Origin of the sequence: Saccharopolyspora cebuensis, assembly GCF_039542665.1 — a bacterium.
Taxonomy (GTDB): Bacteria; Actinomycetota; Actinomycetes; order Mycobacteriales; family Pseudonocardiaceae; genus Saccharopolyspora; species Saccharopolyspora cebuensis.
This window is the reverse complement of the sequence record NZ_BAABII010000016.1, coordinates 88,768-113,486: the sequence shown is the minus strand read 5'-3', so window position 1 is coordinate 113,486 and position 24,719 is coordinate 88,768. Positions and strand designations below refer to the sequence as shown.

Sequence of the window (24,719 nt, the reverse complement as noted above, 5' to 3'; positions counted from 1 at the left end):
CCGCACGACCCGGGGTGACCCGCGATGACCGATCCGCAGCGCAGGCTGGTGCTCCTCCGCCACGCGAAGGCCGCGTGGCCGCGCGACGTGGCCGACGTCGACCGGCCGCTGACCGACCGCGGCCGGACCGACGCCGCGGCGGCCGGCCGCTGGCTGGCGCAGCACGACCCGGCGATCGAGGTGGTGCGCTGCTCCACGGCGGTGCGCGCCCAGCAGACCTGGCGGCTGGCACACCCGGAGATCCCGGCCGCACCGCAGGTGGACTACGACGAGCGGATCTACGCCGCCTCGCCCGAACAGCTCCTCCAGGTGGTCCGCGCGCTGCCGAGCACCGCGATGACCGCGCTGCTCATCGGCCACAACCCCGGGCTGGAGGACCTGGCCGGGCTGCTCACCGGCGAACCGACCGAGCTCCGGACCGCCGGGATCGCGGTGCTGCTGATGCGCGACGGCTGGGCCGAGGCCGGGCCGGAGCAGGCCGACCCGGAGACGACGGTGACCCCGCGGGGCTGACCGGCTCTGGATCTTCCCGGTCCCACGGCCTATCGTCCAGGCGACGGGCGCAGGAGGAGGACCGATGGCCGGAACCGACGACGCGGTGGCGTTCTTCACCGCCGAGGCGGAGCACTTGGTGCCCGCCGCGCACGCGAACAGCCCGTGGGCGCCGGAGATGCTGCACGGCCGCCTGCTCGGCGGGTTGCTGGCCCGCGAGCTGGAACGCGCGCACGGCGACCCGGAGCTGCACTTCACCCGGTTGACCGTGGACCTGTTCCGCAACACCGGGATGGTGCCGGTGCGGGTGGACAGCGAGCGGGTCCGCGACGGCAGGCGCATCCGGGTCGCTGACGCCACCGCCTACGCCGGGGGCAGGCCCGTCGCCCGCGCCAGCGCGGTCCTGCTGCGCCGCACCGGACAACCCGCCGGCGCGGTGCGGGCCACCCCGGCGTGGGACGCCCCCACCCCGGACGAGCTGGGCCCGGCGCCGCGGCGCCACGGGGAATGGCCGGTGCCGTTCGACGCGTGGTTGCTCGACGACGCGGGCGTCCCGTCGACCTGGGACGACGGGCGGGTCCGCCGCGCCTGGCTCCGCGAGCGGCACCCGCTGGTCGACGGCGAACCGACGTCCCCGTTCGTCCGGGCCGCGCTGGCCGCCGACTTCGCCAGCCCGCTGGCCCACTTCGGCGACCGCGGGCTGGAGTTCATCAACGCCGACTACACGCTGGTGCTCGGCCGGTCGCCGCAGGGCGAGGCGATCGGCCTGGAGGCGGCCGGGCACATCAGCGAGGACGGCGTGGCGGTCGGCGACTGCACCGTGCACGACACCAGCGGTCCCCTCGGCCACTGCACGGTCACCGCGGTCGCCAACCGGACGCCGTGACGGCCCGGTCCCTCCCCGGAACTCCGGAGCGGAGTACTCGCGACGTCACCGCACGGCCGGGAGCAGACACGAGCGCCCCCACCTCCACGACGGAAGCGGGGGCGCTGTTCCGCGGTGTGCTCAGCCGAGCTCGCCCGACTTCACCCGGCCCAGGAACGCCGCGAACGCCGCACCGCTGAACTCAAGGACCGGGCGGCTCGGGTCACCTACCTGCTTGGTGTCGCGGACGGCACGGCCGGTCACGGCGAAGCCGACCTCGACGCAGTTCCCGCCCTGGTTGTTGGATCGAGTGGCCTTGCGCCAATGGCTGTAGAACTGTTCAGGCATCACGTGCACCTCTCGTACGCCTGCTTCGCCGAGCGTTCGCCTTAGCCGAGCCTCCCGCAACAGGTCGCGCGACTCAACCAGGACGAAGCGTCCCGCCTCAGGACGAAGACCGGGACGTCAGCGTTGGTACAGCCGCTCGCCGGACTTCACCCGGCCCAGGAACGCCGCGAACGCAGCAACGCTGAACTCAAGCACGGGGCGGTCCGAGGCGGCCGCTTGCTTCGTGTCGCGGACGGCGCGGCCCTCACCGGCGAAGCCAACCTCGACGCAGTTACCGCCGTTGGAACCAGAACGGCTGGATTTGCGCCACTCGCTGTAGTGCTGTCCGGGCATCGCGTACCCCTCTCCTCCGCCCGCGTCACCGGGCTCTCACCTAGAGCCGAGCCTCCCGCATCAGTTCGCGCCGCTCAACCATGACGAAGCGTCCCCACCTCCGGACAGAGACGGGCGCTAGCGGTGGTCGACCGTGCTCAGCCAAGCTCGCCGGACTTCACCCGGCCCAGGAACGCCGCGAACGCAGCAACGCTGAACTCAAGCACGGGGCGGTCCGAGGCGGCCGCTTGCTTCGTGTCGCGGACGGCGCGGCCCTCACCGGCGAAGCCGACTTCGACGCAGTTGCCGCCGGTCTGGCCGGATCGGCTGGACTTGCGCCAACGGCTGTAGGACTGTTCGGGCATCGCGTACCCCTCTCCTCCGCCCGCGTCGCCGGGCTTCCACCTTGAGCCGAGCCTCCCGCACCAGTTCGCGCGACTCAACCATGACGAAGCGTCCCCGCCTCCGGACGGAGACGGGGACGCCTGCCTGAGCCTTGACCGCTGTTCAGCCGAACTCGCCCGACTTCACCCCGCCCAGGAACGCCGCGAACGCGGCACCGCTGAACTCCAGGACCGGGCGGCTCGGATCACCTACCTGCTTGGTGTCGCGGACGGCGCGGCCTTCGTCGGCGAAGCCAACCTCGACGCAGTTGCCGCCGTACTCGTTCGACCGGCGGGCCTTCCGCCATCCGTTGTAGCTCTGCGCGGGCATCATGCGCCCCCTCCTGCTGGTTCGCCTCACTGAACATCGACCGTCTTGACCAGCATCTCGCGTGTGTCCTCCGAACTCAACGAGAGCCGGTCAAGTGCGTCGACCACGACCGTATAGCGCTCGATGTCACCGGGATCTTCCTGGTAAACCGCGCCCCGCAAGTTCTCCACAAACGCGAAGGCGGGAGCATCCTCATCCGGAAATTGCATCATCACGAACGAGCCGGACATTGCCGGATGCGGCCCGGCGGAGAACGGTACGATCCGCAGCGTGATGTGATCAAGCTTCGATGCTTCGACGAGATGTGCGAGTTGCTCGCGGAACACGGCGGAATCACCGATGGGACGCCTGATCACAGCTTCGTTCAGGAAGAAGTGCAGACACGGCGGCTGACTCCCGCCAAGGCGCTCTTGCCGCTCTCGACGTAGCGTGACCTGCCTCTCTATATCGCCCTCCGCCATATCTGGACGATTGGCCCGCATCAGCGCACGAACATACGCAGGCGTCTGCAACAGCCCTGGAATGAATTCGGCTTCGTAATTCCAGAGGTGGAGCGCGTCAGCTTCAAGCCCAACGAGCTGGCGCGCCCACTCCGGAAGCGTGTCGCGGTATGCCGCCCACCAGCCGCGTTCGTTCGATTCCTTCGCGATACGCAGCAGCGTGTCCGTTGTACTCGCGTCCGTGTCGTAGAGCTGGCACAGCGCCCTGATCGTCTGCGCCTTGATCGTGGTTCGCGCCTTCTCGATCTTGCTCACGGCGGAGTCGCCGATGTCGAGCCATTCGGCCACGTCGCGCGTCGTCTTGCCGGAGTCCTGGCGGAGCTGACGCAACATCGCGCCGAGCTGTCGACGACGAACGCTCGGACCTGGTCGTTTCGTCATGTTGCGGACCTCCACAGCAGTGATCACCGGCGGAGGAAGTCTGCCACGCGGATGACACCACACCCGAGATCATCCATACGGGTCAACATACCGGACGCAGGCCGCATTGCGTTGTCCGCAAGACGCGTCTTGTGGGACGGTCCTTCGCGACGGTGATCAACGGACGGTGCTCAGTCGATCACCATACGACTACCGCACGAGGGATGTGGTCCCATGACCGACCCGGCTACCGGCGTCATGGTGTGGTGCGCGACGGTGCTCGTCGTCGCGCTCGCGCTGAGCCTGACCGCCACCCTGTCGATCCCCCGCGACCCGGATTGGTGGGTGCTGCTCCGGGGCATCGCCGCCGGGAAGCGGGCTCAGCTCCGCCGCCTCCTGCGGGGTGGTCGCCGTGGGTAGCGCGCTGCTCGCGAGGGTGTTCGGCGCTACGTCCCGTCCCACCGCTCGTCAGGGGCGGCCGATATGCGGGTAGTGCTGGCGCGCCGCCGCGGTGCGGAACGCGGCGGTCCCCCGGAGGTCCACGCCTACTGGCGCCCCGACGACGACACCTCCACGGCGGCGTGGTGGGCGCCGTGCGGCGCCAAGATCACGCCGGAGAACGCCGAGCTCGTGCCGCGCTTCGCCGGTGCGCCGTGCGACCGGTGCTGGCTGCTCGTCGCCCTCGGCAGCGACGCCGCCCCGGTCGGCCGGGACGAGTTCGCCCGCGCGGTCCCCGAACCGGCCGCAGCGCCCGAACCGGTCGCGGCACCCGATCCCGCCCTCGGCGCGGAGTGGGCGGCGTCCTGGTCGATCCGCGCGACGCACGCCGTCGAACCGGGCGCTCCCCGTTCCACCCTCTACGGCCGCCCGGTCGTGCTCGCGCGCTGCGGCGAACTCGGCTGGGGCCCGATGGCCCCTCCCCCGGGATGGCCGCTGTGCGACGGGTGCGCCACGATCACCGGGGCGCGGACGTGACCAACACCCGTCCGCGCCCCGGTCACCAATTCGTGCTCGCGACTACTCCGCTCGTGCCCCGCGAGCTCCTGAACATGCAGCGCTGTCGGTGCGTCCCGGCATGATCAGGAAGCCGTGACGGCGACAGGATCTGGGGGCACCGATGTCGGTGGAGGAAGTCGACCGGACGCTGGCGACGGCCGTCGGCAAGCTCGACGAGACGGCCGGAACGATCACGGCTGCGGCGCTCGCGTGTGCCGAGAGCCGGGACGCTCTCCACGCCGCGATCACGGGCACGACCGACCCGGAAGCGCTCGACGCGCTCGGTGCGCAGGGGGCGGCCGCCGAGCAGCTCGATAGAGCACGGGCGCAGGTGAAGGCAATCCGGGAGCAGGTAGAGCGGTACCGCCGGGACACGCTCAGACCGACTCCGGAGGAAGGCAGGGTCACGAGCGAGCCACCGGACCGGCCAGCACCGAGGCGCCCGCCGAACGCCGTCGGCGTCGACGGCTCCGAGTACCCGGCCGACGCGGCGGCGGATGTCGTCAACCTGCCTGCCCGAGTCGAGCCGCGCAGCGGACAACGCACCGTAGGACAAGTGACCCTCAACGGCCGACCAGTCGGCGAGATGCGATCCGGGAACGATGCATGGTCCGCGTCGGTCTCGACGCGGCTCAAGCGGCTCGGTATCGCGCTCCCACGAATCATGCACGCGCATGCGGAAATGAAGCTTGCCGCGATGATGATAGACACGGGGATTGCAGAAGGAATGATCACGATCAACAACGCCCCATGTGGTTCCCAACCAGGTCAGACGCCTGGATGTCACCAAACGCTAGAGCGGTTCCTCCCCGACGGTTCTACCCTGACCGTGCGAGGCACGACAGAACAGGGGAAGCCGTTCTCCCAGACCTACCGAGGGAAGGCGACATGACGACCAACGCCGACGGGTTTTCGGGCACGACTCCCGCGTTCGATCTGCGCACGCTTCCGGAGGGCATCGACCTCGTCGCGATCATGCGGGGCGAGATCGAAGGAAATCCGGGGACCGCGCCCTGTTGGGTGGTCAGCGATGGAGACGACTTCCCCGTGTTGACAGTCGGGTTGCGCCGCGAGGTCGGCGCGCTCCTGTGGGACCACGGCACGACCGCGTTCCGGCCGGTCGACGGAACGAACGACGAAGACGCGGACTACTTCCTGGGGAACCGGGACCACAGCCCGTTTCCGCCTCGTACCGAACTGCCTATCGATCTTGTGCTCACCGCGGTGCGCGAGTACGCCCGCACCGGTGAACGTCCGACGTGCGTCGAGTGGGAGGAGCTGACGTGACGTTGTCGATCGAACTCGAAGACATGACGTCGCTCGACGCGACAGACGTGCGATCGGCGCTGGCCTCCCAGCAAGCGGACGAACGGGTGGTCGTGCACCTGGTCCACGACAACGGCTCCGAACTCATCGTCGGCTTCCGAGGTGACCGGGGTGTATGCCTCTGGCAGCTCGACGATGGCCTGGTGACGACCGGTGGGCGCAACGAGGGGGTCGAGATCTACGGGTGGTCGGAGATCCCGTTTCCCCCTGGCGCGGAAGTCGACGCGGCGGCCGTGCTCGATGCGGCGGAGGAGTTCGCCGCGACCGGGGAGCGGCCGACCTGCCTCTCGTGGACCGGCTACCACGACGCGATGCCCCTCGTGGATCCGGCCATCACGCCGGAGGCGTTGCAGGCGTTGCTCGACGAGCCCGACTCCGGGCGGTGACCGGCGGCCCGAGATCCGCCCGCGCTCAGCCGGGGGTGGTCGGGGCCGGGTCGGTCGGGAGGCTGGCCGGGATGCGGCCGATGGCGGCGACGGTCTCCACCACGAAGTACACGGCGCGGAAGAAGTGCAGCACGTCGCCGCGCACCAGCCGCAGCCTGCGGTACATCACGAGCCGACCGGTGTCCTCACCGGCGAGCAGGTCCGCCCACACCTGCGGTCCGGCGGTGAGCACGTAGTCGGCCTCGGGTCGTTCGGGACCGCGCACCGACTCCGCGACGCAGCGGCCTTCCTCCCAGCGCAGCACGAGGTAGCGGGACGCGCCGGGTTCGTCCCAGCCCAGCGCCCAGGACGCCGTGTGCTCGGCGCGCACCCGGTCGATCCACTCCCAGTAGGAGGCGAGCTTGGTGGCCCGCAGCGACTCGTCGGCACCGGCGTCGGCGACCTCCCTGGCCCGCCGCGCCCACTCGGGGCTGAACAGCCGAGCAACCACGTTCACCCTCCCGCGAGTTCGGGTTCGATCCGCGCGACCATCTTCTCCACGTCCGGGGCCAGGTCGATGCCCACGTCGTTGAGCTTCATCCGGAGCTGCCGGATCATCAGCCCGCGGACCTCCTCCGGTGTCCAGCCCAGCGCCTCCAGCGCCACCCGCCTGCTGGTGGCCCCGTTGATCGCCAGGATGGTCCGCAGCGTCTCGTGGATCTCCAGCAGCAGCGCCGGGTCCTCGTCCACCGCGTCGCGCAGGAACCGCATCCCGCCCTGCACGTGCCGGGCCTCGTCCCGGCAGGTCGCGGTGAAACCCGCGTAGTAGGCGGGCAGGAAACCCCGGTCGCGGCAGTAGGACAGGGTGATCTTCATGACCGACAGCGCCAGCACCCCCTCGATCCAGAGGAAGTAGGTGGTGCCGTAGCGGACCCGCAGCACCGGGTTCTCCGGATCGGCGCGCAGCTCGTCGGCCTGGTAGGCCAGCAGCCCGAACGGTCCCACGAAGGTCTCCGCGACGTGGTGGAACGAGGCGTCCAGCACCTCCTGGATCGACTCGCCGGGCAGCCCCACGACCTCCCGGTAGAACCGGTCGAAGAACAGCGTGTGCCGCGCCTCGTCCTCGATCTGGCTGGACATGTAGATCCGGGATTCCTCGCTGCCGCCGAGCATGAACACCGGCAGCTCCACCTCCACCTGCCGCTCGCCGTGGTGGAAGCCCGAGGAGATCGACACGAACGCCTGCCGCTCCTGCTCGGTCATCCGCTCGGTCCAGTCCTCGCGGTCGCGGGCGAAGTCCAGCTCGTAGACGTCCCAGCGCTGGCGCAGGTAGCGGCGGTAGAGGTCCAGGTAGCCGGGCAGCCGCTTGAGGTCGCGGTGCACGTAGTCGAGGACGTCGTCGATGTCGACGGCACCGATGCCGGCCAGATCGGTGCCCTCCACCAGCGCGTCCGGCGAGGTCGTCATCTCGGTTCCCCTTCCCGTTCCGGGACCGCGACGGCGTCGGGCGGCGTCGTCCGGCGCCACGGCCCGCGGAACAGCAGCGTGATCGGCAGGAACGCCACCAGGCACAGCAGCGCCACCAGCATCCAGGTCGACCAGTCGGTCGCCGCCACCACGCGCGGCAGCGCGAACAGCACCAGCACCGCCACCACGCGGGTCAGCAGCGAGAACACGCCCCACGCGGTGCCCTGCAAGCGCGGGTCGAGGTCCTCGGTGTTCTCGGAGAAGTTCGCCATCCACGGCGCGTAGGCGGTGCCCATCCCGGCGCCGAGCAGCGCACCGGCCACCAGCAGGTGCACCACGCCGACGTCGTCCCGCGCCATCAGGACGCCGAAGTAGGCCGTCATCAGCACCGCGATCACCGTGCCGATCGCGATGAACGGTTTGCGCAGCTGCAACCGGTCGGAGAACCGGCCCACCGCGATCAAGGTGCCCAGGTTGAGCACCCAGAAGCCGCTCATCACCGACGACGCCGCGGCGGCGCTGAGCCCGAAGGTCTCGGCCAGCATGGTCTGGCCGAACAGCGACAGGGTCAGGTACAGCACCAGCCACACCGAGATGCCGACGACGTGCGCCCACATCACCGGATGCCCGAACAGGTCCCGCGACCGCGGCGGCCGGTCGGCGCGGACCTGGCCCACCGCGCGCTGCTCGGTCTGCTGGATCCGCGCCCGGAGCTGCGGGGACAGGTCGGCGATGTTGCAGGCGATCACCAGCGAGACGATCAGCGAGACGGTGCCCATGATGATGAACTGCGAGCGCCACTGCCCGTCGAACAGCGGCAGCGTGGCACCGGCGATGGCCGCCGCGAGGAAGTTCGCCCCCACCGGCCCCCAGGTCCAGAACGCGAACGCCTGGGCGCGGCCGAGGCGGGGCGAGAAGTCCCGGACCAGCGGGGCGGACGCGGCCATCACCATGCCGTCGACCACCGACAGCGCGGCCCGCGCGAACAGCAGCTGCCCCGGGGTGGTCACCAGCGTCATGCCGTAGCACATCAGGGCGGTGACCAGCAGCAGCGGCACCAGCAGCCGCACCCGGCCCACGATGTCGGTGAGCCTTCCCCCGGCCATCGCAGCGACCGCCCCGGCGATCAGGGCGATCGCCGACACCGAACCGTAGGTCACCAGGCTCATGTCGAGGTCGTCGAGCAGCAGCGGCACGACGGGGGCGATCTGGCCCTCGTAGGAGCCGATCAGGCTCGCCAGCACGGCCATCGCGAGGATGCGCAGCCGTCGCGAGCCGGTGGGGTATTCGGCGAGTTCACGCCGGTGGGGAAGCACCATCGCTCCCGCCCTTCCGCGAATCCTCGGTAGCGCCGGGTCGTCGCCTGCGGACCTCCTCCCGGGACGGACGATCTCCAGCCAGAGTCACCACCGCATCGACCGGCTGTCAAGCCCCGGCCCGGCGATGCACCCGAACGCGGGCGCCGCGCTGTCCACTGTGGCCACCAGCAGCGCGGCGGGCGGGGCGGAACCACGACGGCCTCAGGCCGGTGGTTCCGCCCCGCTAGGCGTGCGGCGAAGCCGCTTGCACACCACCCGAGCAACCGGCGCCGCCGCGGGTTCTCAGCGGCCTTCTCGCGAGGACAGCCCCGACGCCGGGTACGGAGTGGGTACCTCAGGAGGGGCTCCCGGAGCGAGAAGGCCGCTGAGGTTCCGCCACCCGCACCGCCCCGCAGGGCGAGTGCGGCAGACCCTCAGACCCGGGCGGGTTCGCGGGGCGGGGTGAGATCCCACCGGTGCCTGCGCAGCACCACCGGCACCTCGTCACCGCGGGCCTCGGCGTCGAAGACGACCGCGCGGGCCCGCCGCCACCACACCAGCGTGCGGTGCGCGGCGAACAGCAGCATCGCCACCAGCACCAGCATCGCCACCCGGTACGCCTGCCCCGCGGGCAGCCCGGCGGCCAGTTCCAGCACCACGCCGACCGACAGCACGCCCAGCGCGGTGGCGGTGTGCCCGCCCGCGTTGGCCACCCCGGTCGCCGTGCCGACCTGGTGCACCGGGTTGAAGTCGCGCACCAGCGCGAAGGCCACCGCCGATACCGGACCGCCGAGCGCGAAGACCAGGAAGGCCACCCCGATCACGCCCAGCGGCGGGCGCCCGCCCGGCCAGACCAGCAGCACCGACCAGCTCAGCGCGTTCGTCGCGAGGTAGCCGACCACGATCCACATCCGGCACTGCGGGCGGCTGCCGATCAGCGCGCCGACCACCGGGCCGCCCACCACCTGACCGACGATGAGCACGCTGAGCAGCACGCTCGCCGTCGCGGCGGGCACCCCCAGCCCCTCCACGAGGTACGGGAACCCCCACAGCAGGGTCAGCGCGCCCGAGGCGAACAGGGTCGCGAAGTGCACCCAGAACGCCAGCCGGGTGCCCGGCACCGACCACGCCGCGGTCACCTGGCCCAGCAGCGCCGCCGCGCCCCGCTCCCCGACCGGCGCGCTCATCGGGCGGTCGCGCACCACCGCACCGGTGATCGCGGCGTAGCCGAGGGTCAGCGCCCCGACCAGCAGGAAGGTGGCGGTCCACCCCATGCTGCGCAACGCCGCCGCCAGCGGGAACGTCGCCGCCACGCCGCCCAGCGCCCCCAGGCCGCTGGAGATCGTGGCGACCAGCGCGTACCGGCGCGGCGAGAAGTGCGTCGCGACCAGCCGCAGGATGCTCACCCACATCAGCGCGTCGCCGGTGCCCAGCACCGCGCGCGCCAGCAATCCCATCGGGTAGGTCGCCGCGACGGCGAAGAGCACCTGTCCGGTGCCCAGCAGCAGCACCGCCGCCGTGATCACCTTGCGGGAGCCGAAGCGGTCCACCAGCAGACCGGTGGGGATCTGCATCGCCGCGTAGATCCCCACCTGCAGCACCGTGAACGCGCTCAGCGCGGCGGGCCCGACGTCGAAGCGCTCCAGCGCCGTCGGGCCCGCGACCCCCAAGCTGCCCCTGTGAAACACCGCGGCGAGGTAGGCGACCACCGCCGCGCCCCAGATCCACCAAGCCCGACTCCCCGGTCGGTCGGCAGCCACCAGAATCCTCCTTGTTCAGCTGTGGGACCGCACCGCACGGGCGGCGATCGCGGGAGCTCCGGTGTCCCGCGCGCGGACCCCGGCCTCACAGCGCGACACGGCCCGGGATTCGCGCGAACCCGTTCTCCGGCGCGGTCCGCGTCGGCGGAGCCCGGATCGCGCGTCCGGCTCCACCCACTACGTCGCCGGACGCGGGCGCGCGGTTACCCCGCCACGACGTGCATTCCGCCACATCGTCCCCAGTGGACACACAGCCGTCCCGCCACCGGCACCGCCGCGCAGGGCGAAACGGCGAAGCCGCTTCCCACCGAGCACGCCACCGGCACCGCCGCGGGTTCTCAGCGGTCTTCTCGCGAGGACAGCCGCGACGCCGTGTACGAAGTGGGTACATCAGGAGCGGATCCCGCAGCGAGAAGGCCGCCGAGGTTCCGCCACCGGCACCGCCGCGCAGGGCGAGCACCCCGGCGAAGCCTCAGAGTTCGGCGACGACCTCGTCGAGGAGCCCGACGAGCCCGCGCAGCGCGGGATTCGGGTCGTCCTCCCGCCAGGCCAGCGCCAGCGGCACCACCGGGGCGTCGCGCACCGGCAGCAGCACGACGCCGGGCACCTCCAGGTGTCCGGCCGACAGCGGCACCAGGCCGACACCGGCACCGGCGCCGACCAGCGACAGGATGGTGTGCGTGTCCGGGGCCTCCTGCACGAACTCGGGCCGGAAGCCGTGCTGCAGGCAGGCGGCCTGGACCACCTGGTTGACGACCGAACCGCGGTCGGCGGGATAGCTGATGAAGCCCTCGTCGCGCAGGTCGGGCAGCACCACCTCGGCGTCGCCGGCCAGCGGGTGCCCGGCGGGCAGCGCCGCCGCGAGCGGATGGCGCTGCAACTCGCGCACCCGCAGCCCGCTGGCCGAGATCGGCAGCCGGAGCAGTCCCGCGTCCACGTCCTGCCGGTTGAGCAGCCCGACGAGTTCCCCGCCCAGCAGCGGGCTGACGATGTCGAAGCGCACCTGCGGGAAGCGCTCCCGGAACTTGCGCACGATGAGCAGCAGCACCTGGTACGACGTCGGCCCGCTGAACCCGAGCCGGATCGAACCGATCTCCCCCGCCGCCGCCTGCCTGGCCACCCGCGGCGCGGCCTGCGCCGCCTTGAGCGTCTTGCGCGCTTCGACCAGGAACGCCTCTCCCGCCGCGGTGAGCGCCACCTGCCGCGTGGTGCGGTGCAGCAGCGCCACGCCGACCTCGTGCTCCAGGCGCTTGATCTGCTGCGACAGCGGCGGTTGGGACATGTGCAGCCGGACCGCCGCACGGCGGAAGTTCAGCTCCTCCGCGACGGCGATGAAAGCCCGCAGATGGCGCAGTTCCACGCGCCCCACCTCCCGGCCCGAGAGCACCTTCGCCCTGCTCAGCGCGGATTGTGTCGCGCGGCCGAATCAAACGTACACGAATTTGGTGTTAGACGGAACACACTGCCTGACCTAGCGTCGACCCAGCCGCGAAACGCGTTGCGCCGGACGGGAATCCCGCCCCGACCGGCAGATCCGCACGTGGGCACCGCCGCCCGCCACCGGAAAGGTTCTCCCGGATGAGCCGTCTTCGACCGGACGAACGCATGGGCCGCAAAGCGGGCATGGCGTCGTTCGTCGGCACCACCGTCGAGTGGTACGACTTCTACATCTACGGCACGGCGTCCGCGCTGGTGTTCGGACCGCTGTTCTTCCCCGCCGTCAGCCCCGCGATGGGCGTGCTCGTCTCGTTCGCGACCTTCTGGGTCGGGTTCGTGGCCCGGCCGGTCGGCGGCGTCATCTTCGGCCACCTCGGCGACCGGGTGGGCCGGAAGAACGCCCTGATCACCACGCTGCTGCTGATGGGCGTCACCACGGTGGGCATCGGCCTGCTGCCGACCTACTCCGCCATCGGGATGGCCGCGCCGGTGCTGCTGGTGCTGTTCCGGGTGGTGCAGGGGCTGGCGGTCGGCGGCGAGTGGGGCGGCGCGGTGCTCATCGCCACCGAGCACGCGCACCAGAGCCGGGGCATCCTGTTCGGCGCGTTCGCCCAGCAGGGCTCCCCCGCCGGGAAGATCCTGGCGACCCTGTCGTTCGCCCTGGCCTCCGGGCTGCCCGACGAGCAGTTCTTCTCCTGGGGCTGGCGGGTGCCGTTCCTGGTCTCGGCGCTGCTGGTGGTGGTCGGCCTGGTGATCCGGCTGCGGATCGAGGAATCCCCCGAGGTCGCCCGGCTGCGGGAGCGCGGCGCGACCGCCCGCTTCCCCGTGGTGGAGGTGTTCCGCAACCACACCGCGCTGGTGGTCCTCGGCATGCTGGCGTGCACGATCGCCTTCTCCGCGACCTACTTCAAGACGACCTTCGCGGTCTCCTGGGCCACCGCCGAGCTCGGCTTCGAACGCGAGGACTTCCTCACCGTGGTGCTCATCGCCGCGATCTCGCAGTTCCTGGTGCAGCCCTTCGGCGCGCTGCTGGCCAACCGCTACGGCGTGCGGCGGGTGGTGACCGTGCTGCTGATCGCCGAGCTGCCGGTGATGCCGCTGATGTTCGTGCTGATCAGCACCGGGAGCTGGGGGCTTTCGGTGCTGGGCATGGTGCTGGCCACCGTCCCGCACGTGATGTTCTACTCCACGCTCGCCGGCATCCTCGCCGCCTCCTTCCCCGCCCGGGTCCGCTACACCGGCATCTCGCTGTCCTACGCGCTGTGCGGCACGGTGCTCGGCGGCACCGCGCCGATGGTCGGCCAGGCGCTGCTGACCGCCAGCGGCTCGATCGTCCCGGTCGTCGGTTACGCGCTGCTCACCGTGCTGATCTCGCTGTTCGGCACCCGCGCCCTGCTCGCCTACACCGCTCGGCGCGCGACCGAGCGGCCCGCGCCCGAACCCGTTCCGGAGCAGAAATGAGGACCACCATGGAACCCACCGAATTCGAGGACGTGCTGCGCACCGTCCGCGACTTCGTCCGCGGCGAGGTCGTCCCGGCCGAGGACGAGATCGAGCGCACCGACGCCATCCCGCGGCGGCTGCGCGACACCGCCGCGAAGATGGGGCTGTTCGGCTTCGCGCTGCCCGAGGAGCACGGCGGGCTGGGGCTGACCACGAGCGAGGACGTCCGGCTGGCGATGGAGCTGGGCTACACCGTGCCGTCCTTCCGGTCCTTGTTCGGCACCAACAACGGCATCGCCGGGCAGGTGATCGTCAAGTCCGGCACCGAGGAGCAGCGGCGCACCTGGCTGCCCCGGCTGGCCGCCGGCGAAGCGATCGCGTCCTTCGCGCTGACCGAGGACGGCGCCGGATCGGACCCGAGCAGCGTGCGCACCACCGCGGTGCGCGACGGCGATCACTTCGTGCTCTCCGGCAGCAAGCGGTTCATCACCAACGCCCCGCACGCCGACGTGCTCGTCGTGTTCGCCCGCACCGACCCGGACGCCGAACCGCACCGGGGCATCTCGGTGTTCCTGGTGGAGACCGGCACGCCCGGCGTGGTGATCGGTCCGCCCGACGCCAAGATGGGCCAGGCCGGGGCGCACACCGCCGAGGTGCACTTCCAGGACGCCCGGGTGCCGACGAGCGCGCTGGTCGGCGGGCAGGAGGGCACCGGCTTCGGCGCGGCGATGTCCTCGCTCACCCGGGGACGGCTGCACATCGCGGCGATCTGCGTCGGGCTGGCGACCCGCATCGTCGAGGAGTCGGTGCGCTTCGCCGCCGAGGCCGAGCAGGGCGGCGCGCCGATCGGCCGGTTCCAGCTCGTGCAGGCCATGCTGGCCGAATCGCAGGCCGAGCTCTACGCGGGCCGGGCGATGGTGCTCGAAGCCGCCCGCGAGTACGACTCCGGCGCCGACACCCGGCTGGCCCCCTCCAGCGCGAAGCTGTTCTGCAGCGAGATGGTCTCCCGGGTCGCCGACCGGGCGGTGCAGGTGCACGGCGGGTCGGGCTACATGCGCGGGGTCGCCGTGGAGCGGTTCTACCGCGACGCGCGCGTGTTCCGGATCTACGAGGGCACCAGCGAGATCCAGAAGCTGATCATCGCCAAGCAGCTCCTGCGCCGGGTCTGACGCGGCGGGGCCGTCGACCGGCCCACCGCCGCGCAGGGCGAGCCCACCGACCGGCGCCGAGCGCACCCACCGCGACGAAGGAGGCACCGTGGCCGCCGACGAGGCAATCCAGAAGCTCCTGCACCCCCGCTCCATCGCCGTCCTCGGCGCCTCGGACAACCCGATCAAGCTCTCCGGGCGCCCCGTCGACCTGCTCAAGCGGTTCGGCTACACCGGCCGCGTGCTGCCGGTCAACGAGCGCCGCTCCGAGGTCCAGGGCCTGCCCGCCTACCGGAGCCTGGACGACATCGACGGCGACATCGACCTGGCGATGGTGATGCTGCCCGCCGAGCACGCCGTCGAGGGCCTCCGGGACTGCGCCCGCCGGGGCATCCCGGCCGCGATCGTGGCCGCCGCCGGGTTCGCCGAGACCGGCGAGCGCGGCGCGGCGCTGCAACGGCGGCTCGAAGCCGCCATCGCCGAGACCGGCATCCGGGTGCTCGGGCCGAACTGCCTAGGCATGATCAGCCTGCGGGACCGGGCGATGCCGACCTTCACCTCGGCGATGGACGAGGACGTCGAGCTGCACGAGGGGCCGGTGGCGTTCGTCAGCCAGAGCGGCGCCTTCGGCACCTTCATCTTCAGCGCGGCCCAGCGCGCCGGGCTGGGCATCTCGCACTTCCTCAACACCGGCAACGAAGCCGACCTGTCGGTGGCCGAGATCCTCGGCGGGCTGGTGGAGACCGAGGACGTGTCGGTGCTGATGGCCTACCTGGAAGGCGTCAGCGGCGGCGACCGGCTGGTCGAGGTGGCCCGGCGGGCGCACGAGCTGGACAAGCCGATCCTGGCGGTCAAGGTCGGCCGGTCCGAGGCGGGAGCGCGCGCGGCGGCCTCGCACACCGCCTCGCTGGCCGGTGCCGACGCGGTCTTCGACGGCGTCGCGGCCCAGCACGGCATCATCCGGCTCGACGGGCTCGAACCGCTGCTGGACGCCGCGCAGCTGTTCGCCGGTGGGCGCCGGACCCGGGGCCGGCGGATCACCACGCTGTCGCTGTCCGGCGGCGCCGGGGTGCTGATGGCCGACGTGGCCGCCGAGCACGGGCTGCGGGTGGAGCCGTGGGACGCCGAGTGGCAGCGGCGGATGGCCGAGGTGATCCCGGCGTTCGGCTCGCCGCGCAACCCGGTGGACCTGACCGCCACCCTGATCAGCGAGCCGGACCTGCTGCGGCGGGCGCTCGCGGTGGCCACCGAGCACCCCGGCACCGACATGATCGCCGTGCTGCTGGGCAACGCCGACAAGGGCTCGGAGCAGCTCATCGACGCCATCGAGCAGGCGCACCGGGCGTCCGACCGGCCGGTGGTCGTGGTGTGGACCGGCGGCAGCGGACGTCCCCGGCAGCGGCTCCAGGAGCTCGGCATCCCCTGCTACACCGATCCGGGCCGCGCGGCGGCGGCGATGGGCGCGCTGGCCGACCACAGCCTCCGCCCACCGCTGAGCGCCCCGGTGCGCCCGGCCGACATCGACGACCGGGTGGCCCGGGCGGTGCTCACCGAGGTCCGCGAGCAGGGCCGCACCCAGCTCGACGAGCACGAGTCGACCCGGTTGATCGCCGCCTACGGGGTGCGCTGCGCGGGCGCCTTCCCGGCCGCCGACCCGGACGCCGCGGTCGCGGCGGCCCGCGAGCTCGGCGGCCCGGTCGCGGTGAAGCTGCTGTCGCACCGGATCGCGCACAAGAGCGACGTCGGCGGCGTGCGGCTCGGGCTCACCGAGGAGTCCGAGGTCCGGGCCGCGACCGAGGACCTGCTGCGGATCGCCGGGGACGCCCGGGTGCTGGTGCAGCGGATGGCCGGGGGCGGCACCGAGCTGATCGCCGGGATCAAGCGCGACCCCGCGTTCGGCCCGGTGGTGGTCGTCGGGCTCGGCGGGGTGCTGGTGGAGGTGCTGGCCGACAGCCGCGCGGCGATCGCCCCGCTGGACCACGCCGCGGCCGAGCGGCTGCTGCGGTCGTTGCGCGGCAGCCGGGTGTTCGACGGCCCGCGCGGGGAACCGGCCCGCGACCTGGCCGCCGCGGCCGACGTCGTGGTGCGGCTGTCCTGGCTGGCCGCCGACCTGGCCGACGACGTGGCCGAGCTGGACGTGAACCCGCTGCTGCTCGGCGCCGAGGGCGCGGGCGCCGTCGCGGTGGACTGCCTGGCCCTGCTGACCGAGGAAGGGAGCCGAGCATGACCGAACTGCCCACCAGCGGTGCACCGGAGGTGGTGTACCGGGAAGGTCTGTCCGCCGGGGAGCTGCGCTACCAGCGCTGCCGGAGCTGCACCACCGCGGTGTTCCCGCCGCGCGTGCTGTGCCCGGGCTGCGGTGGTGAGGAGCTGGCCTGGCACCGCAGCGCCGGGCGCGGCACCACCTACTCCACCACCGCGGTGCGCTCCCGCGCCGGGGCGCACAACGTCGTGCTGGTCGACCTGGACGAGGGCTTCCGGATGATGTCGCGGGTCGACGGCGTCGAGCCGGACGCGGTGACCATCGGCGGTCGGCTGGACTTCGCCGTCGTCGAGGAGGCCGGTGAGCCGGTCGCGGTGTTCCGGGAGGTGCGGTCATGACGTTGCGCGCGACCACCGCGGTCGTCGGCGTCGCCGAGTCCGACCTGGGCGAGGTGGCGCCCGGGCTGACCCCGCTGGACCTGGTCGGCCAGGCCACCGCGCGGGCGCTGGCCGACGCGGGGCTGGCCAAGTCGGAGGTGGACGGGCTGTTCACCGCCTCCTCGTACTTCCCGATGTCGGGCATGGACACCGCCGAGTACCTGGGCATCCGGCCGAGCTACGTCGACGGCTCCACCATCGGCGGCAGCTCCTTCGTGTCGCACCTGCTGCACGCGGCCTCGGCGATCCACGCCGGGGTGATCGGGACCGCGCTGATCGTCTACGGCAGCACCCAGCGCTCCGACGGCGGCAGGCTGCGCTCGCCGTCCAAGGCCAACCCGTACGAGGCGCCGTACCGGGCCCGCCACCCGATCAGCATGTACGCGCTGGCCGCCGCGCGGCACATGCACGAGTACGGCACCACCCGGGAACAGCTCGCCGACGTGGCGGTCGCCGCCCGGGAATGGGCCCGGCTGAACCCGGCCGCCTTCGCCCGCGACCCGCTGACCCGCGAGGACGTGCTGTCCTCCCGGATGGTCAGCGATCCGCTGACGAAGCTGGACTGCTGCCTGGTCACCGACGGCGGCGGGGCCGTGGTGCTCACCGGCGCCGACCGCGCCCGGCAGCTCGACGTCACCCCGGCGTACCTGCTCGGTGCGGGGGAGGCGACCTGGCACCGCGCCATCTCGACGATGCCCGACCTGACCACCACCGCCGCCACCGACTCCGGCCGCCGGGCCTTCGCGATGGCCGGGCTGCGGCCCTCGGACGTCGACGTGGTGGAGCTCTACGACGCCTTCACCATCAACCCGGTCCTGTTCCTGGAGGACCTCGGGTTCTGCGCGAAGGGCGAGGGCGGGGCGTTCGTCGCCGACGGCGCGCTGGCGCCCGGCGGGACGCTGCCGGTCAACACCAACGGCGGGGGGCTGTCGTACTGCCACCCCGGCATGTACGGCATCTTCACCATCATCGAGGCGGTCCGGCAGTTGCGCGGCGAGTGCGGCGCCCGGCAGGTCGCCGGCGCCCGGACCGCCCTCGCGCACGGCAACGGCGGCGTGCTGTCCAGCCAGGTCACCGCGCTGTTCGGCACCGAGGACGTGCGCTGACCGCAGAACCCTGACGAGAACACGCGGGAACGGAGTGCTCGAATGCTGGAGGACAAGGTCGCCGTCATCACCGGCGGCGCGAAGGGGATCGGGTTCGCCATCGCGCGGACCTTCCACGACCGGGGCGCCCGCGTGGTGCTGGCCGACGTCGACGGGGACAGCGCGCGGGCCTCGGCCGAGAAGCTCGGCGAGGACACCGCGCTCGGCGTCACCTGCGACGTCACCGATCCCGACGCGGTGGCCGCCGCGACCCGCGCGGCGGTCGACCGGTTCGGTTCGCTGGACGTCATGGTGAACAACGCCGGGATCACCCGGGACGCGACGATGCGCCGGATGGGCGTCGCCGACTTCGAGGCCGTGCTCGACGTGCACCTCAAGGGCGCGTGGCTGGGCACCCAGGCGGCCAGCGCGGTGATGCGCGAGCAGGGCAGCGGCTCGATCATCAACGTCTCGTCCATCTCGGGCAAGGTCGGCATGATCGGCCAGACCAACTACAGCGCCGCCAAGGCGGGCATCGTGGGTCTCACCAAGGCCGCCGCCAAGGAGGTCGCGCACAAGGGCGTGCGGGTCAACGCGGTGCAGCCCGGGCTGATCCGCACCGACATGACCGCGGCGCTGCGCGAGGACGTCTGGACCGCCAAGCTCGCCGAGATCCCGATGCAGCGCGCGGGCGAACCCGAGGAGGTCGGCAACGTCGTGCTGTTCCTGGCCTCGGACCTGTCGTCCTACATGACGGGCTGCGTCCTGGAGATCACCGGCGGCAGGCACATCTGACCGGCGGCGCGGGTGGTGCGGTCGGGCGCGACCGCACCACCGGGGAGTTCGGCGTGCGTGAAGAAGGCGGATTTTCCGCCGGGGCAAGCCGCGAGCGATCCGCCGGGACGTGAAAATCCGCCGAAATTCGCCCCGCGCGGCGATGTCCCGGCCCCGGCGGTCGACTTACGCTCGACCCGGCCGTCCGCGCAGAGAGGGGTGCGACATGACCACGCCCGCGAAGCTCCCCGGCACCGCCGCCTCGACCGGCGCGGTCGCCGACCCCGCCCGGATGTACGACTACGTGCTCGGCGGGACGCGGCACCGGGCCGCGGACCGGGACGCGGTGGACCGGGCGCTGCGCGCCGACCCGGACGCCGCGCTCGGCGCGGTGGCCGACCGGGAGTTCCTGCGCCGCGCCGTGCGGTTCTGCCTCGACGAGGGCGTGGACCAGTTCCTCGACCTCGGCTCCGGCCTCCCCACCGCGGGCGGGGTCGTGCCGACCGCGCAGGCCGCCGACCCGCGGGCGCGGGTGCTCTGCGTCGACCACGACCCGGACACCGCCGAGGCGGCCCGCGCGCTGCTGTCCGGCACCGCGGGTGCCGACGCGCTGGCCGCCGACCTGCGCGATCCCGCCGCGGTGCTCGGCGCCGCGGCGGAGCTGCTCGACCTCGACCGCCCGGTGGCCGTGTTCGCGGTCGCGGTGCTGCACCACATCGACGTCCCGGCGCCCTCGGTGGTGGCCGGGTACCGCGAGGCGCTGGTGCCGGGCAGCCTGCTGGCGCTCACGCACCGCACCGACGACGAGGTGCCCCCGACCGGACCGGCGCCCTGGGACGACGCCGCGGGACCGCGCTCCCGCGGCGAGGTGCGCGCGCTGTTCGACGGCTTCGCGCTGGTCCCGCCGGGCGTGGTGCGACCGGCGCAGTGGCGACCGGCGCCCGGCCGCCCCGCCACCGTCCCGCCCGAGCTGAGCCGGAGCTGGGCGGGCGTGGGCCGCCGCGCCTGAGCACCCGTGAGCGTGCGGGCCGGCGGTGGCCGCACCGCTGCGCGGAACGACCGCCGACCGGCCCCGCGACGCGCCCGGAACCGCCCCGGGATGTCCCCGATCGGGTGGCACCCATTTTTGATCTTGATCACCGGCCCGGGGCGTAACGCCTCCTCCGCCGGTGCTCCGCGCGCCGCCCACCGCGGGACCGCACGTCCCGCGCGTCCGCCGCGGCACGCCGATTCCGCCGCCGCGCGCGGAAAGCGGCGACCGCGCGCGCTGCCGCCGAGCTCGGTCGCCGCCCGCCGGATCGCCTCATCAAAAGCGGACTCAAGTCCCGTCCGGGCGACATGATCAGCTACAGTGCGTCGCGTCACGGGGGCACCGAGAGGTGCGAGTTCAGGGGAGAGCACCAACAGCGGTCATAGCGGAAGGGAGCGGCTCTTTCCAGAAGTACTCGGACGATGAGCGTGCCTTGCCAGGCTGCGGAACGTCGTCGCTGCGCGGAACGGCGCGGCTGCACCGACCACTCGACGTCGTGTGCGCGCACCGGTCGACCGCCAGTTCTCGATGACGCGCGCCCGATTTCGGCACGCCGGTGCACCTCGGCATGTGTCCGCACACAAGGATCAGCTCGCCGGTACCGGGCGAGCAGACGCGAGAGAAAGTGCATGGACGTGGCAAACGAAAGTGAGCAACTCGCTGCTCCATCGGGAGACCGATCGGACCAGCGGGGCGAGCGGTCGATCAAGACGCGGTTGACCTGGCTCGTCACCATTCCCTGGATCGTGTTGCTGGTCGTGTTCGTCGGCGGCAGCGCTGTGTTCGTCTCGGAAGCGGTCTACACCCAGCAGGTCGGTCAGGGCGTCCGCGAGATGTCGCTGCCCGCGGTGAAGGCGCTCGAATCGCTCCAGCGGGAACGCCAGGTCAGCCTGGACGCGGTCAGCCGGGGGGCGTCGTCCCCACCGGAGCTGCTCGCGCAGCAGGCCGAGACCGACCGGACGCTGCGCGAGATGTCCTCCGCCGCCGAGCCGATGATGGCCTCCGCCCCGGACGAGCTCAAGGAGCCGATGACCGAGCTCACCGGGCAGTTCGACCGGCTGCCCGAGATCCGTTCCCGGATCGCCTCCGGAACGATGTCGATCAACGAGCTCAACGCCTACTTCAACGGCACGTTCGACACCGCGACCCAGCTGTTCGAGACCCAGGCCCGGATCGTGCCCTCGGCCGACACGCTGCAAGGCGGTACGGCGGCGGCCGAGCTGTTCCGCGCCTCGGACATGCTGGCGCGGCAGAGCTCCCTGATCTCGACCGCGCTGGCGGTCGGCGAGCTGCAGCCCGGGCAGCACCAGGAGTTCGCCCGGCTCAACGGCGGGATGCACGCCACCCTGGACGACAACCTCGAGTTCCTGCGCCCCTCGGTGCAGGCCGACTACGAGGCGCTGACCACCACGCCCGAGTGGCAGCAGCTCCTGGCGCTGGAGAACGCGCTGATCGTCAACGGCCCGTGGGACAGCGGCGACACGCCGCCGATCTCGGCGGCCGACTGGCGCCGGGTCTCCGACCAGGTGCTCGGCCAGGTCTCCGGCCTGGTCGCCAAGCAGGCCGACCTGGTGTCCCAGCAGGCGGTCGCCGACGGCACCAGCGCGATGACCACCGTGCTGTGGTCCGCCCTGGCGGTGCTGGTCGTCGCGGCGGCGTTCTTCATCGGCACCCGGCGGGTCTACACGCACGTGGTCGACCACGCGCTGCTGACCCGGCTGCAGAACCTGCGCACCGAATCGCTGCACCTGGCCCAGCACCTGCCCGAGGTGGTGGAGAAGCTGCGCGAGGGCGAGTCGGTCGACGTCGACGACAGCATGTCCACGCTGCGCCGCTACGGCAACGACGAGGTGGGGCAGGTCGCCAACGCGATCCAGCTCTTCCAGCGCGAGGCCATGGACGCGGCGGTCGGCGAGACCCGGGCGCGGCAGGGCGCCCGCGCGGTGTTCGTCGGCATGGCGCACCGGCTCCAGCAGCTCCTGCGCAGCGCCTACAACGAGATCGACCAGCTCGAGCGCAACGAGGAGAACTCCCAGCAGCTCGCCCGGCTGTGGAACCTGGACAACCTGCTCACCCGCGCGCGGCGGAAGGTGGAGAACCTGCTCGTGCTCGGTGACCAGACCCCGGGTCGGCGGTGGAGCAAGCCCGTCCCGCTCTACGACGTGCTCCGCTCGGCGACCTCGGAGATCGGCCAGTACAAGCGCGTCATGCTCGGCCACGTGCCCAACGTGGCCGTCTCCGGCCTGGCCGTCGGCGACACCATCCACCTGGCCTCGGAGCTGATCGACAACGCCACCGCGTTCTCGCCGCCGAACACCCAGGTGCACATCACCGCCGTCGCGGTCGCCCGCGGGGTCGCCATCACCATCGACGACCAGGGCCTCGGGATGGACGAGAACATCCGGGTGCGGGCCAACGTGATGATGTCCGATCCGCCCGAGTTCGACCGCCTGGTGCTGGAGAGCAGCAAGGCCGAGCAGCTCGGGCTGTTCACCGCGGCGCGGCTGGCCCAGCGCCGGGACATCGGCGTCGAGTTCGGCACCAGCGCCTACGGCGGCACCCGCGCCACCGTGCTGCTGCCGGACCGCATCCTGAACAACCTCGACGAGCCGACGAGCGCCCCCGCGCTGACCGACTCGACCACCGGCTGGGACGGGGCCATCCAGGACGAGGCCACCGCACTGCTGTCCACTGTGGAAACGACCGGCGAGCAGCCCGCGTGGCCGGACCACGAGCTCAGCGGCCAGTTGCCCGCCACCGCCACCACCTCGATCCCCGAGCGGCGGCAGTCCTCGGCGGACAAGCGGGAACGCCCCCCGCTGCCCCGCCGCGACCCAGGCACCCACCTGGAAGACCTCCAGGAGGAGACACCGACGCAGAACGTCGTCGCCGACCCGGGCAGGTTGGCCGGTTTCCACCAGGCCTTCCGCGGTGCGTTCTCCGACAACCCCGACGACCGCTCGAAATAACCGCAAGTGAGGCATGAGATGATCGAAAACGCTTCGAAGCTGAGTTGGTTGCTGGACGACTTCGTCAACGGCGTCGTCGGTGCCGAGCACGCGTTGGTGATCTCCAACGACGGGCTCGCGCTGGCCCACTCGGAGAGCCTCGACCGGGACAAGGCCGACATCCTGGCCGCCGCCTCGTCGAGCCTGCGCAGCATCGCCCACACCGTCAGCCGGGACTTCGACCGCGGCTCGGTCGCCCAGACCCACGTCGAGATGGAGCGGGGTTTCCTCTTCGTCTGCGCCGCGGGCAGCGGGGCCTGCCTCGCCGTGCTCACCGGTGCCGACGCGGACATCCCCTCGGTGGCCTACGAGATGGGCCGCCTGGTCACCCGGGTCGGCAGCTTCCTGACCGCGGCCCCCCGTCCCGACCTGGCCGGCGAGAGGACCTGAGCATGGACGAGGCGTGGTACGACGACGATGCAGGCACTCTCGTCCGCCCGTACACGATCACGGGCGGGCGGATCCCCAGCAAGCACAGCAGGCTCGACCGCGCCACCCAGGTCGTGACCGTGCAACCGCGCCCGCCGGCGCCGCGTCTGGAACTGACCCCGGAGCACCGCACCATCCTCGATGTGTGCCGCCGTCCGGCATCGGTGGCCGAACTCGGCGCCCGGCTGGCGCAGCCGCTGGGCGTGGTCCGGGTGTTGTGCAGCGATCTGCTCGACCACGGGGTGGTGCACGTCCACTCCCCAACCGCAACAGTCAGTCACGATGTCTTGAAGAAGGTGCTTGATGGTCTCTGCAGGCTCTAGCCCGAAGGAAGACCGCGTGGCAGCGCCGATGCCGGTCAAGATCGTCGTCGCCGGCGGCTTCGGCGTGGGCAAGACGACCTTCGTCGGCGCGGTCAGCGAGATCCCTCCGCTGAGCACCGAGGAGGAGATGACCGTTGCCAGCGAGGGCAAGGACGACCTCTCCGGCGTGGAGCGCAAGCGCACCACCACGGTCGCGCTGGACTTCGGGCGGATCACCTTCGACGAGGAGATCGTGCTCTACCTGTTCGGCGCCCCCGGGCAGAACCGCTTCGTGCGGTTGTGGCCGGACCTGGCCTTCGGCGCCATCGGTGCCGTCGTGCTGCTGGACACCCGCAAGCTCCAGGAGGGATTCGCCGCGGTCGACTTCTTCGAGAAGCGCCGGATCCCCTTCGTGGTGGCGGTGAACAAGTTCACCGACGCCTACGACTACGAGGCCGAGGAGCTGCGGGAGGCGTGCGTGATCCCGCCCGAGGTGCCGGTGGTCTACTGCGACGCGCGCGACCGCGAGTCGTGCAAGCAGACCCTGATCACGCTGGCGCGGCACGCGCTGGACCGGGTCGCCAAGCCGGTCGAGACCGCCTGACGGGCAGCGGACGGCA

The 24,719-nt window shown here is 72.0% G+C and carries 28 protein-coding genes; 18 read left to right on the top strand and 10 right to left on the bottom strand.

The window, feature by feature from the left end; translation table 11 throughout:
• Positions 1-24: 24 nt before the first annotated feature.
• Positions 25-513, top strand: coding sequence for a SixA phosphatase family protein (locus ABD976_RS20705; protein ID WP_345365706.1), 489 nt, complete (start codon positions 25-27; stop codon positions 511-513).
• A gap of 64 nt (positions 514-577) precedes the next feature.
• On the top strand, positions 578-1,378 hold the full coding sequence (locus tag ABD976_RS20700; RefSeq protein ID WP_345365704.1) for an acyl-CoA thioesterase domain-containing protein: 801 nt from the start codon (positions 578-580) through the stop codon (positions 1,376-1,378).
• A 120-nt stretch (positions 1,379-1,498) separates the two neighbouring features.
• Here ABD976_RS20700 and ABD976_RS20695 read toward each other — a convergent pair whose 3' ends face one another.
• The 5 genes from ABD976_RS20695 to ABD976_RS20675 form a co-directional block, all read right to left on the bottom strand.
• Positions 1,499-1,705, bottom strand: coding sequence for a DUF397 domain-containing protein (locus ABD976_RS20695; protein WP_345365702.1), 207 nt, complete (start codon positions 1,703-1,705; stop codon positions 1,499-1,501).
• A gap of 117 nt (positions 1,706-1,822) precedes the next feature.
• Positions 1,823-2,038 (bottom strand): DUF397 domain-containing protein, encoded by a 216-nt coding sequence (locus tag ABD976_RS20690; RefSeq protein ID WP_345365700.1) that lies wholly within the window; start codon positions 2,036-2,038, stop codon positions 1,823-1,825.
• A gap of 137 nt (positions 2,039-2,175) precedes the next feature.
• Complete coding sequence (locus tag ABD976_RS20685; protein WP_345365698.1) at positions 2,176-2,382, bottom strand: DUF397 domain-containing protein; 207 nt, start codon at positions 2,380-2,382, stop codon at positions 2,176-2,178.
• A 142-nt stretch (positions 2,383-2,524) separates the two neighbouring features.
• The gene (locus ABD976_RS20680; protein WP_345365695.1) at positions 2,525-2,734 is read right to left on the bottom strand and encodes a DUF397 domain-containing protein; all 210 of its coding nucleotides are present in this window, start codon (positions 2,732-2,734) and stop codon (positions 2,525-2,527) included.
• Positions 2,735-2,757: 23 nt separating this feature from the next.
• On the bottom strand, positions 2,758-3,639 hold the full coding sequence (locus ABD976_RS20675) for a helix-turn-helix domain-containing protein (RefSeq protein WP_345365693.1): 882 nt from the start codon (positions 3,637-3,639) through the stop codon (positions 2,758-2,760).
• A 186-nt stretch (positions 3,640-3,825) separates the two neighbouring features.
• Here ABD976_RS20675 and ABD976_RS20670 point away from each other — a divergent pair, with 186 nt between their 5' ends.
• From ABD976_RS20670 to ABD976_RS20650, 5 genes are all read left to right on the top strand, one after another.
• Positions 3,826-4,011, top strand: coding sequence for a hypothetical protein (locus ABD976_RS20670; protein ID WP_345365690.1), 186 nt, complete (start codon positions 3,826-3,828; stop codon positions 4,009-4,011).
• A 63-nt stretch (positions 4,012-4,074) separates the two neighbouring features.
• Positions 4,075-4,566: a hypothetical protein gene (locus ABD976_RS20665; RefSeq protein WP_345365687.1), complete on the top strand. Its 492-nt coding sequence runs from the start codon at positions 4,075-4,077 to the stop codon at positions 4,564-4,566.
• Positions 4,567-4,708: 142 nt separating this feature from the next.
• Positions 4,709-5,479, top strand: coding sequence for a DddA-like double-stranded DNA deaminase toxin (locus ABD976_RS20660; protein WP_345365684.1), 771 nt, complete (start codon positions 4,709-4,711; stop codon positions 5,477-5,479).
• Complete coding sequence (locus ABD976_RS20655; protein ID WP_345365681.1) at positions 5,476-5,874, top strand: Imm1 family immunity protein; 399 nt, start codon at positions 5,476-5,478, stop codon at positions 5,872-5,874. The genes ABD976_RS20660 and ABD976_RS20655 overlap by 4 nt, the downstream gene beginning before the upstream one ends.
• A complete protein-coding gene (locus ABD976_RS20650; RefSeq protein ID WP_345365678.1) occupies positions 5,871-6,299 on the top strand; it encodes an Imm1 family immunity protein in 429 nt (142 codons plus the stop codon). Before ABD976_RS20655 ends, ABD976_RS20650 begins: the two co-directional genes overlap by 4 nt.
• 25 nt (positions 6,300-6,324) lie before the next feature.
• Here the strand turns inward: ABD976_RS20650 and ABD976_RS20645 are convergent, their stop codons facing one another.
• The 5 genes from ABD976_RS20645 to ABD976_RS20625 all read right to left on the bottom strand — a co-directional run bounded on the left by ABD976_RS20645 (position 6,325) and on the right by ABD976_RS20625 (position 12,163).
• Positions 6,325-6,789: a hypothetical protein gene (locus ABD976_RS20645; protein WP_345365676.1), complete on the bottom strand. Its 465-nt coding sequence runs from the start codon at positions 6,787-6,789 to the stop codon at positions 6,325-6,327.
• Positions 6,790-6,791: 2 nt separating this feature from the next.
• Complete coding sequence (locus ABD976_RS20640) at positions 6,792-7,745, bottom strand: ribonucleotide-diphosphate reductase subunit beta (RefSeq protein ID WP_345365674.1); 954 nt, start codon at positions 7,743-7,745, stop codon at positions 6,792-6,794.
• Positions 7,742-9,064 (bottom strand): MFS transporter, encoded by a 1,323-nt coding sequence (locus ABD976_RS20635; protein WP_345365672.1) that lies wholly within the window; start codon positions 9,062-9,064, stop codon positions 7,742-7,744. Before ABD976_RS20635 ends, ABD976_RS20640 begins: the two co-directional genes overlap by 4 nt.
• A 413-nt stretch (positions 9,065-9,477) precedes the next feature.
• Positions 9,478-10,803 carry an MFS transporter gene (locus tag ABD976_RS20630; protein ID WP_345365670.1) on the bottom strand — a complete coding sequence of 442 codons (1,326 nt, stop codon included), beginning with the start codon at positions 10,801-10,803 and terminating at the stop codon, positions 9,478-9,480.
• A gap of 472 nt (positions 10,804-11,275) precedes the next feature.
• Positions 11,276-12,163 carry a LysR substrate-binding domain-containing protein gene (locus ABD976_RS20625; protein WP_345365668.1) on the bottom strand — a complete coding sequence of 296 codons (888 nt, stop codon included), beginning with the start codon at positions 12,161-12,163 and terminating at the stop codon, positions 11,276-11,278.
• 218 nt (positions 12,164-12,381) lie between these two features.
• Here ABD976_RS20625 and ABD976_RS20620 point away from each other — a divergent pair, with 218 nt between their 5' ends.
• The 11 genes from ABD976_RS20620 to ABD976_RS20570 all read left to right on the top strand — a co-directional run bounded on the left by ABD976_RS20620 (position 12,382) and on the right by ABD976_RS20570 (position 24,703).
• Positions 12,382-13,701, top strand: coding sequence for an MFS transporter (locus ABD976_RS20620; RefSeq protein WP_345365666.1), 1,320 nt, complete (start codon positions 12,382-12,384; stop codon positions 13,699-13,701).
• A gap of 8 nt (positions 13,702-13,709) precedes the next feature.
• A complete protein-coding gene (locus ABD976_RS20615; protein WP_345365664.1) occupies positions 13,710-14,852 on the top strand; it encodes an acyl-CoA dehydrogenase family protein in 1,143 nt (380 codons plus the stop codon).
• An 88-nt stretch (positions 14,853-14,940) separates the two neighbouring features.
• Positions 14,941-17,058 (top strand): acetate--CoA ligase family protein, encoded by a 2,118-nt coding sequence (locus tag ABD976_RS20610; RefSeq protein WP_345365662.1) that lies wholly within the window; start codon positions 14,941-14,943, stop codon positions 17,056-17,058.
• A complete protein-coding gene (locus tag ABD976_RS20605; protein WP_345365660.1) occupies positions 17,055-17,432 on the top strand; it encodes a Zn-ribbon domain-containing OB-fold protein in 378 nt (125 codons plus the stop codon). Before ABD976_RS20610 ends, ABD976_RS20605 begins: the two co-directional genes overlap by 4 nt.
• On the top strand, positions 17,429-18,577 hold the full coding sequence (locus ABD976_RS20600) for a thiolase (RefSeq protein ID WP_345365658.1): 1,149 nt from the start codon (positions 17,429-17,431) through the stop codon (positions 18,575-18,577). Before ABD976_RS20605 ends, ABD976_RS20600 begins: the two co-directional genes overlap by 4 nt.
• A 42-nt stretch (positions 18,578-18,619) precedes the next feature.
• Positions 18,620-19,351, top strand: a complete 732-nt coding sequence (fabG, locus tag ABD976_RS20595) for a 3-oxoacyl-ACP reductase FabG (protein WP_345365656.1) — start codon at positions 18,620-18,622, stop codon at positions 19,349-19,351.
• Between the two features lie 205 nt (positions 19,352-19,556).
• A complete protein-coding gene (locus tag ABD976_RS20590; protein WP_345365654.1) occupies positions 19,557-20,339 on the top strand; it encodes an SAM-dependent methyltransferase in 783 nt (260 codons plus the stop codon).
• 767 nt (positions 20,340-21,106) lie between these two features.
• Entirely contained in the window at positions 21,107-23,329 is a 2,223-nt protein-coding gene (locus tag ABD976_RS20585) for a sensor histidine kinase (protein ID WP_345365652.1), read from the top strand.
• An 18-nt stretch (positions 23,330-23,347) separates the two neighbouring features.
• A complete protein-coding gene (locus ABD976_RS20580) occupies positions 23,348-23,758 on the top strand; it encodes a roadblock/LC7 domain-containing protein (RefSeq protein ID WP_345365650.1) in 411 nt (136 codons plus the stop codon).
• A 2-nt stretch (positions 23,759-23,760) separates the two neighbouring features.
• Positions 23,761-24,120 (top strand): DUF742 domain-containing protein, encoded by a 360-nt coding sequence (locus ABD976_RS20575; RefSeq protein ID WP_345365648.1) that lies wholly within the window; start codon positions 23,761-23,763, stop codon positions 24,118-24,120.
• Positions 24,101-24,703, top strand: coding sequence for a GTP-binding protein (locus ABD976_RS20570; protein WP_345365646.1), 603 nt, complete (start codon positions 24,101-24,103; stop codon positions 24,701-24,703). Before ABD976_RS20575 ends, ABD976_RS20570 begins: the two co-directional genes overlap by 20 nt.
• Positions 24,704-24,719: the final 16 nt, after the last annotated feature.

Bases quoted from the DNA above. Each gene is read 5' to 3' on its own strand.
- ABD976_RS20690 (WP_345365700.1), bottom strand. From the start codon at position 2,038: ATGCCCGGACAGCACTACAGCGAGTGGCGCAAATCCAGCCGTTCTGGT.
- ABD976_RS20670 (WP_345365690.1), top strand. From the start codon at position 3,826: ATGACCGACCCGGCTACCGGCGTCATGGTGTGGTGCGCGACGGTGCTC.
- ABD976_RS20695 (WP_345365702.1), bottom strand. From the start codon at position 1,705: ATGCCTGAACAGTTCTACAGCCATTGGCGCAAGGCCACTCGATCCAAC.
- ABD976_RS20580 (WP_345365650.1), top strand. From the start codon at position 23,348: ATGATCGAAAACGCTTCGAAGCTGAGTTGGTTGCTGGACGACTTCGTC.
- ABD976_RS20605 (WP_345365660.1), top strand. From the start codon at position 17,055: ATGACCGAACTGCCCACCAGCGGTGCACCGGAGGTGGTGTACCGGGAA.
- ABD976_RS20705 (WP_345365706.1), top strand. From the start codon at position 25: ATGACCGATCCGCAGCGCAGGCTGGTGCTCCTCCGCCACGCGAAGGCC.
- ABD976_RS20590 (WP_345365654.1), top strand. From the start codon at position 19,557: ATGACCACGCCCGCGAAGCTCCCCGGCACCGCCGCCTCGACCGGCGCG.
- ABD976_RS20680 (WP_345365695.1), bottom strand. From the start codon at position 2,734: ATGATGCCCGCGCAGAGCTACAACGGATGGCGGAAGGCCCGCCGGTCG.
- ABD976_RS20600 (WP_345365658.1), top strand. From the start codon at position 17,429: ATGACGTTGCGCGCGACCACCGCGGTCGTCGGCGTCGCCGAGTCCGAC.
- fabG (WP_345365656.1), top strand. From the start codon at position 18,620: ATGCTGGAGGACAAGGTCGCCGTCATCACCGGCGGCGCGAAGGGGATC.
- ABD976_RS20615 (WP_345365664.1), top strand. From the start codon at position 13,710: ATGGAACCCACCGAATTCGAGGACGTGCTGCGCACCGTCCGCGACTTC.
- ABD976_RS20700 (WP_345365704.1), top strand. From the start codon at position 578: ATGGCCGGAACCGACGACGCGGTGGCGTTCTTCACCGCCGAGGCGGAG.
- ABD976_RS20575 (WP_345365648.1), top strand. From the start codon at position 23,761: ATGGACGAGGCGTGGTACGACGACGATGCAGGCACTCTCGTCCGCCCG.
- ABD976_RS20640 (WP_345365674.1), bottom strand. From the start codon at position 7,745: ATGACGACCTCGCCGGACGCGCTGGTGGAGGGCACCGATCTGGCCGGC.
- ABD976_RS20570 (WP_345365646.1), top strand. From the start codon at position 24,101: ATGGTCTCTGCAGGCTCTAGCCCGAAGGAAGACCGCGTGGCAGCGCCG.
- ABD976_RS20660 (WP_345365684.1), top strand. From the start codon at position 4,709: ATGTCGGTGGAGGAAGTCGACCGGACGCTGGCGACGGCCGTCGGCAAG.
- ABD976_RS20635 (WP_345365672.1), bottom strand. From the start codon at position 9,064: ATGGTGCTTCCCCACCGGCGTGAACTCGCCGAATACCCCACCGGCTCG.
- ABD976_RS20665 (WP_345365687.1), top strand. From the start codon at position 4,075: ATGCGGGTAGTGCTGGCGCGCCGCCGCGGTGCGGAACGCGGCGGTCCC.
- ABD976_RS20620 (WP_345365666.1), top strand. From the start codon at position 12,382: ATGAGCCGTCTTCGACCGGACGAACGCATGGGCCGCAAAGCGGGCATG.
- ABD976_RS20685 (WP_345365698.1), bottom strand. From the start codon at position 2,382: ATGCCCGAACAGTCCTACAGCCGTTGGCGCAAGTCCAGCCGATCCGGC.
- ABD976_RS20655 (WP_345365681.1), top strand. From the start codon at position 5,476: ATGACGACCAACGCCGACGGGTTTTCGGGCACGACTCCCGCGTTCGAT.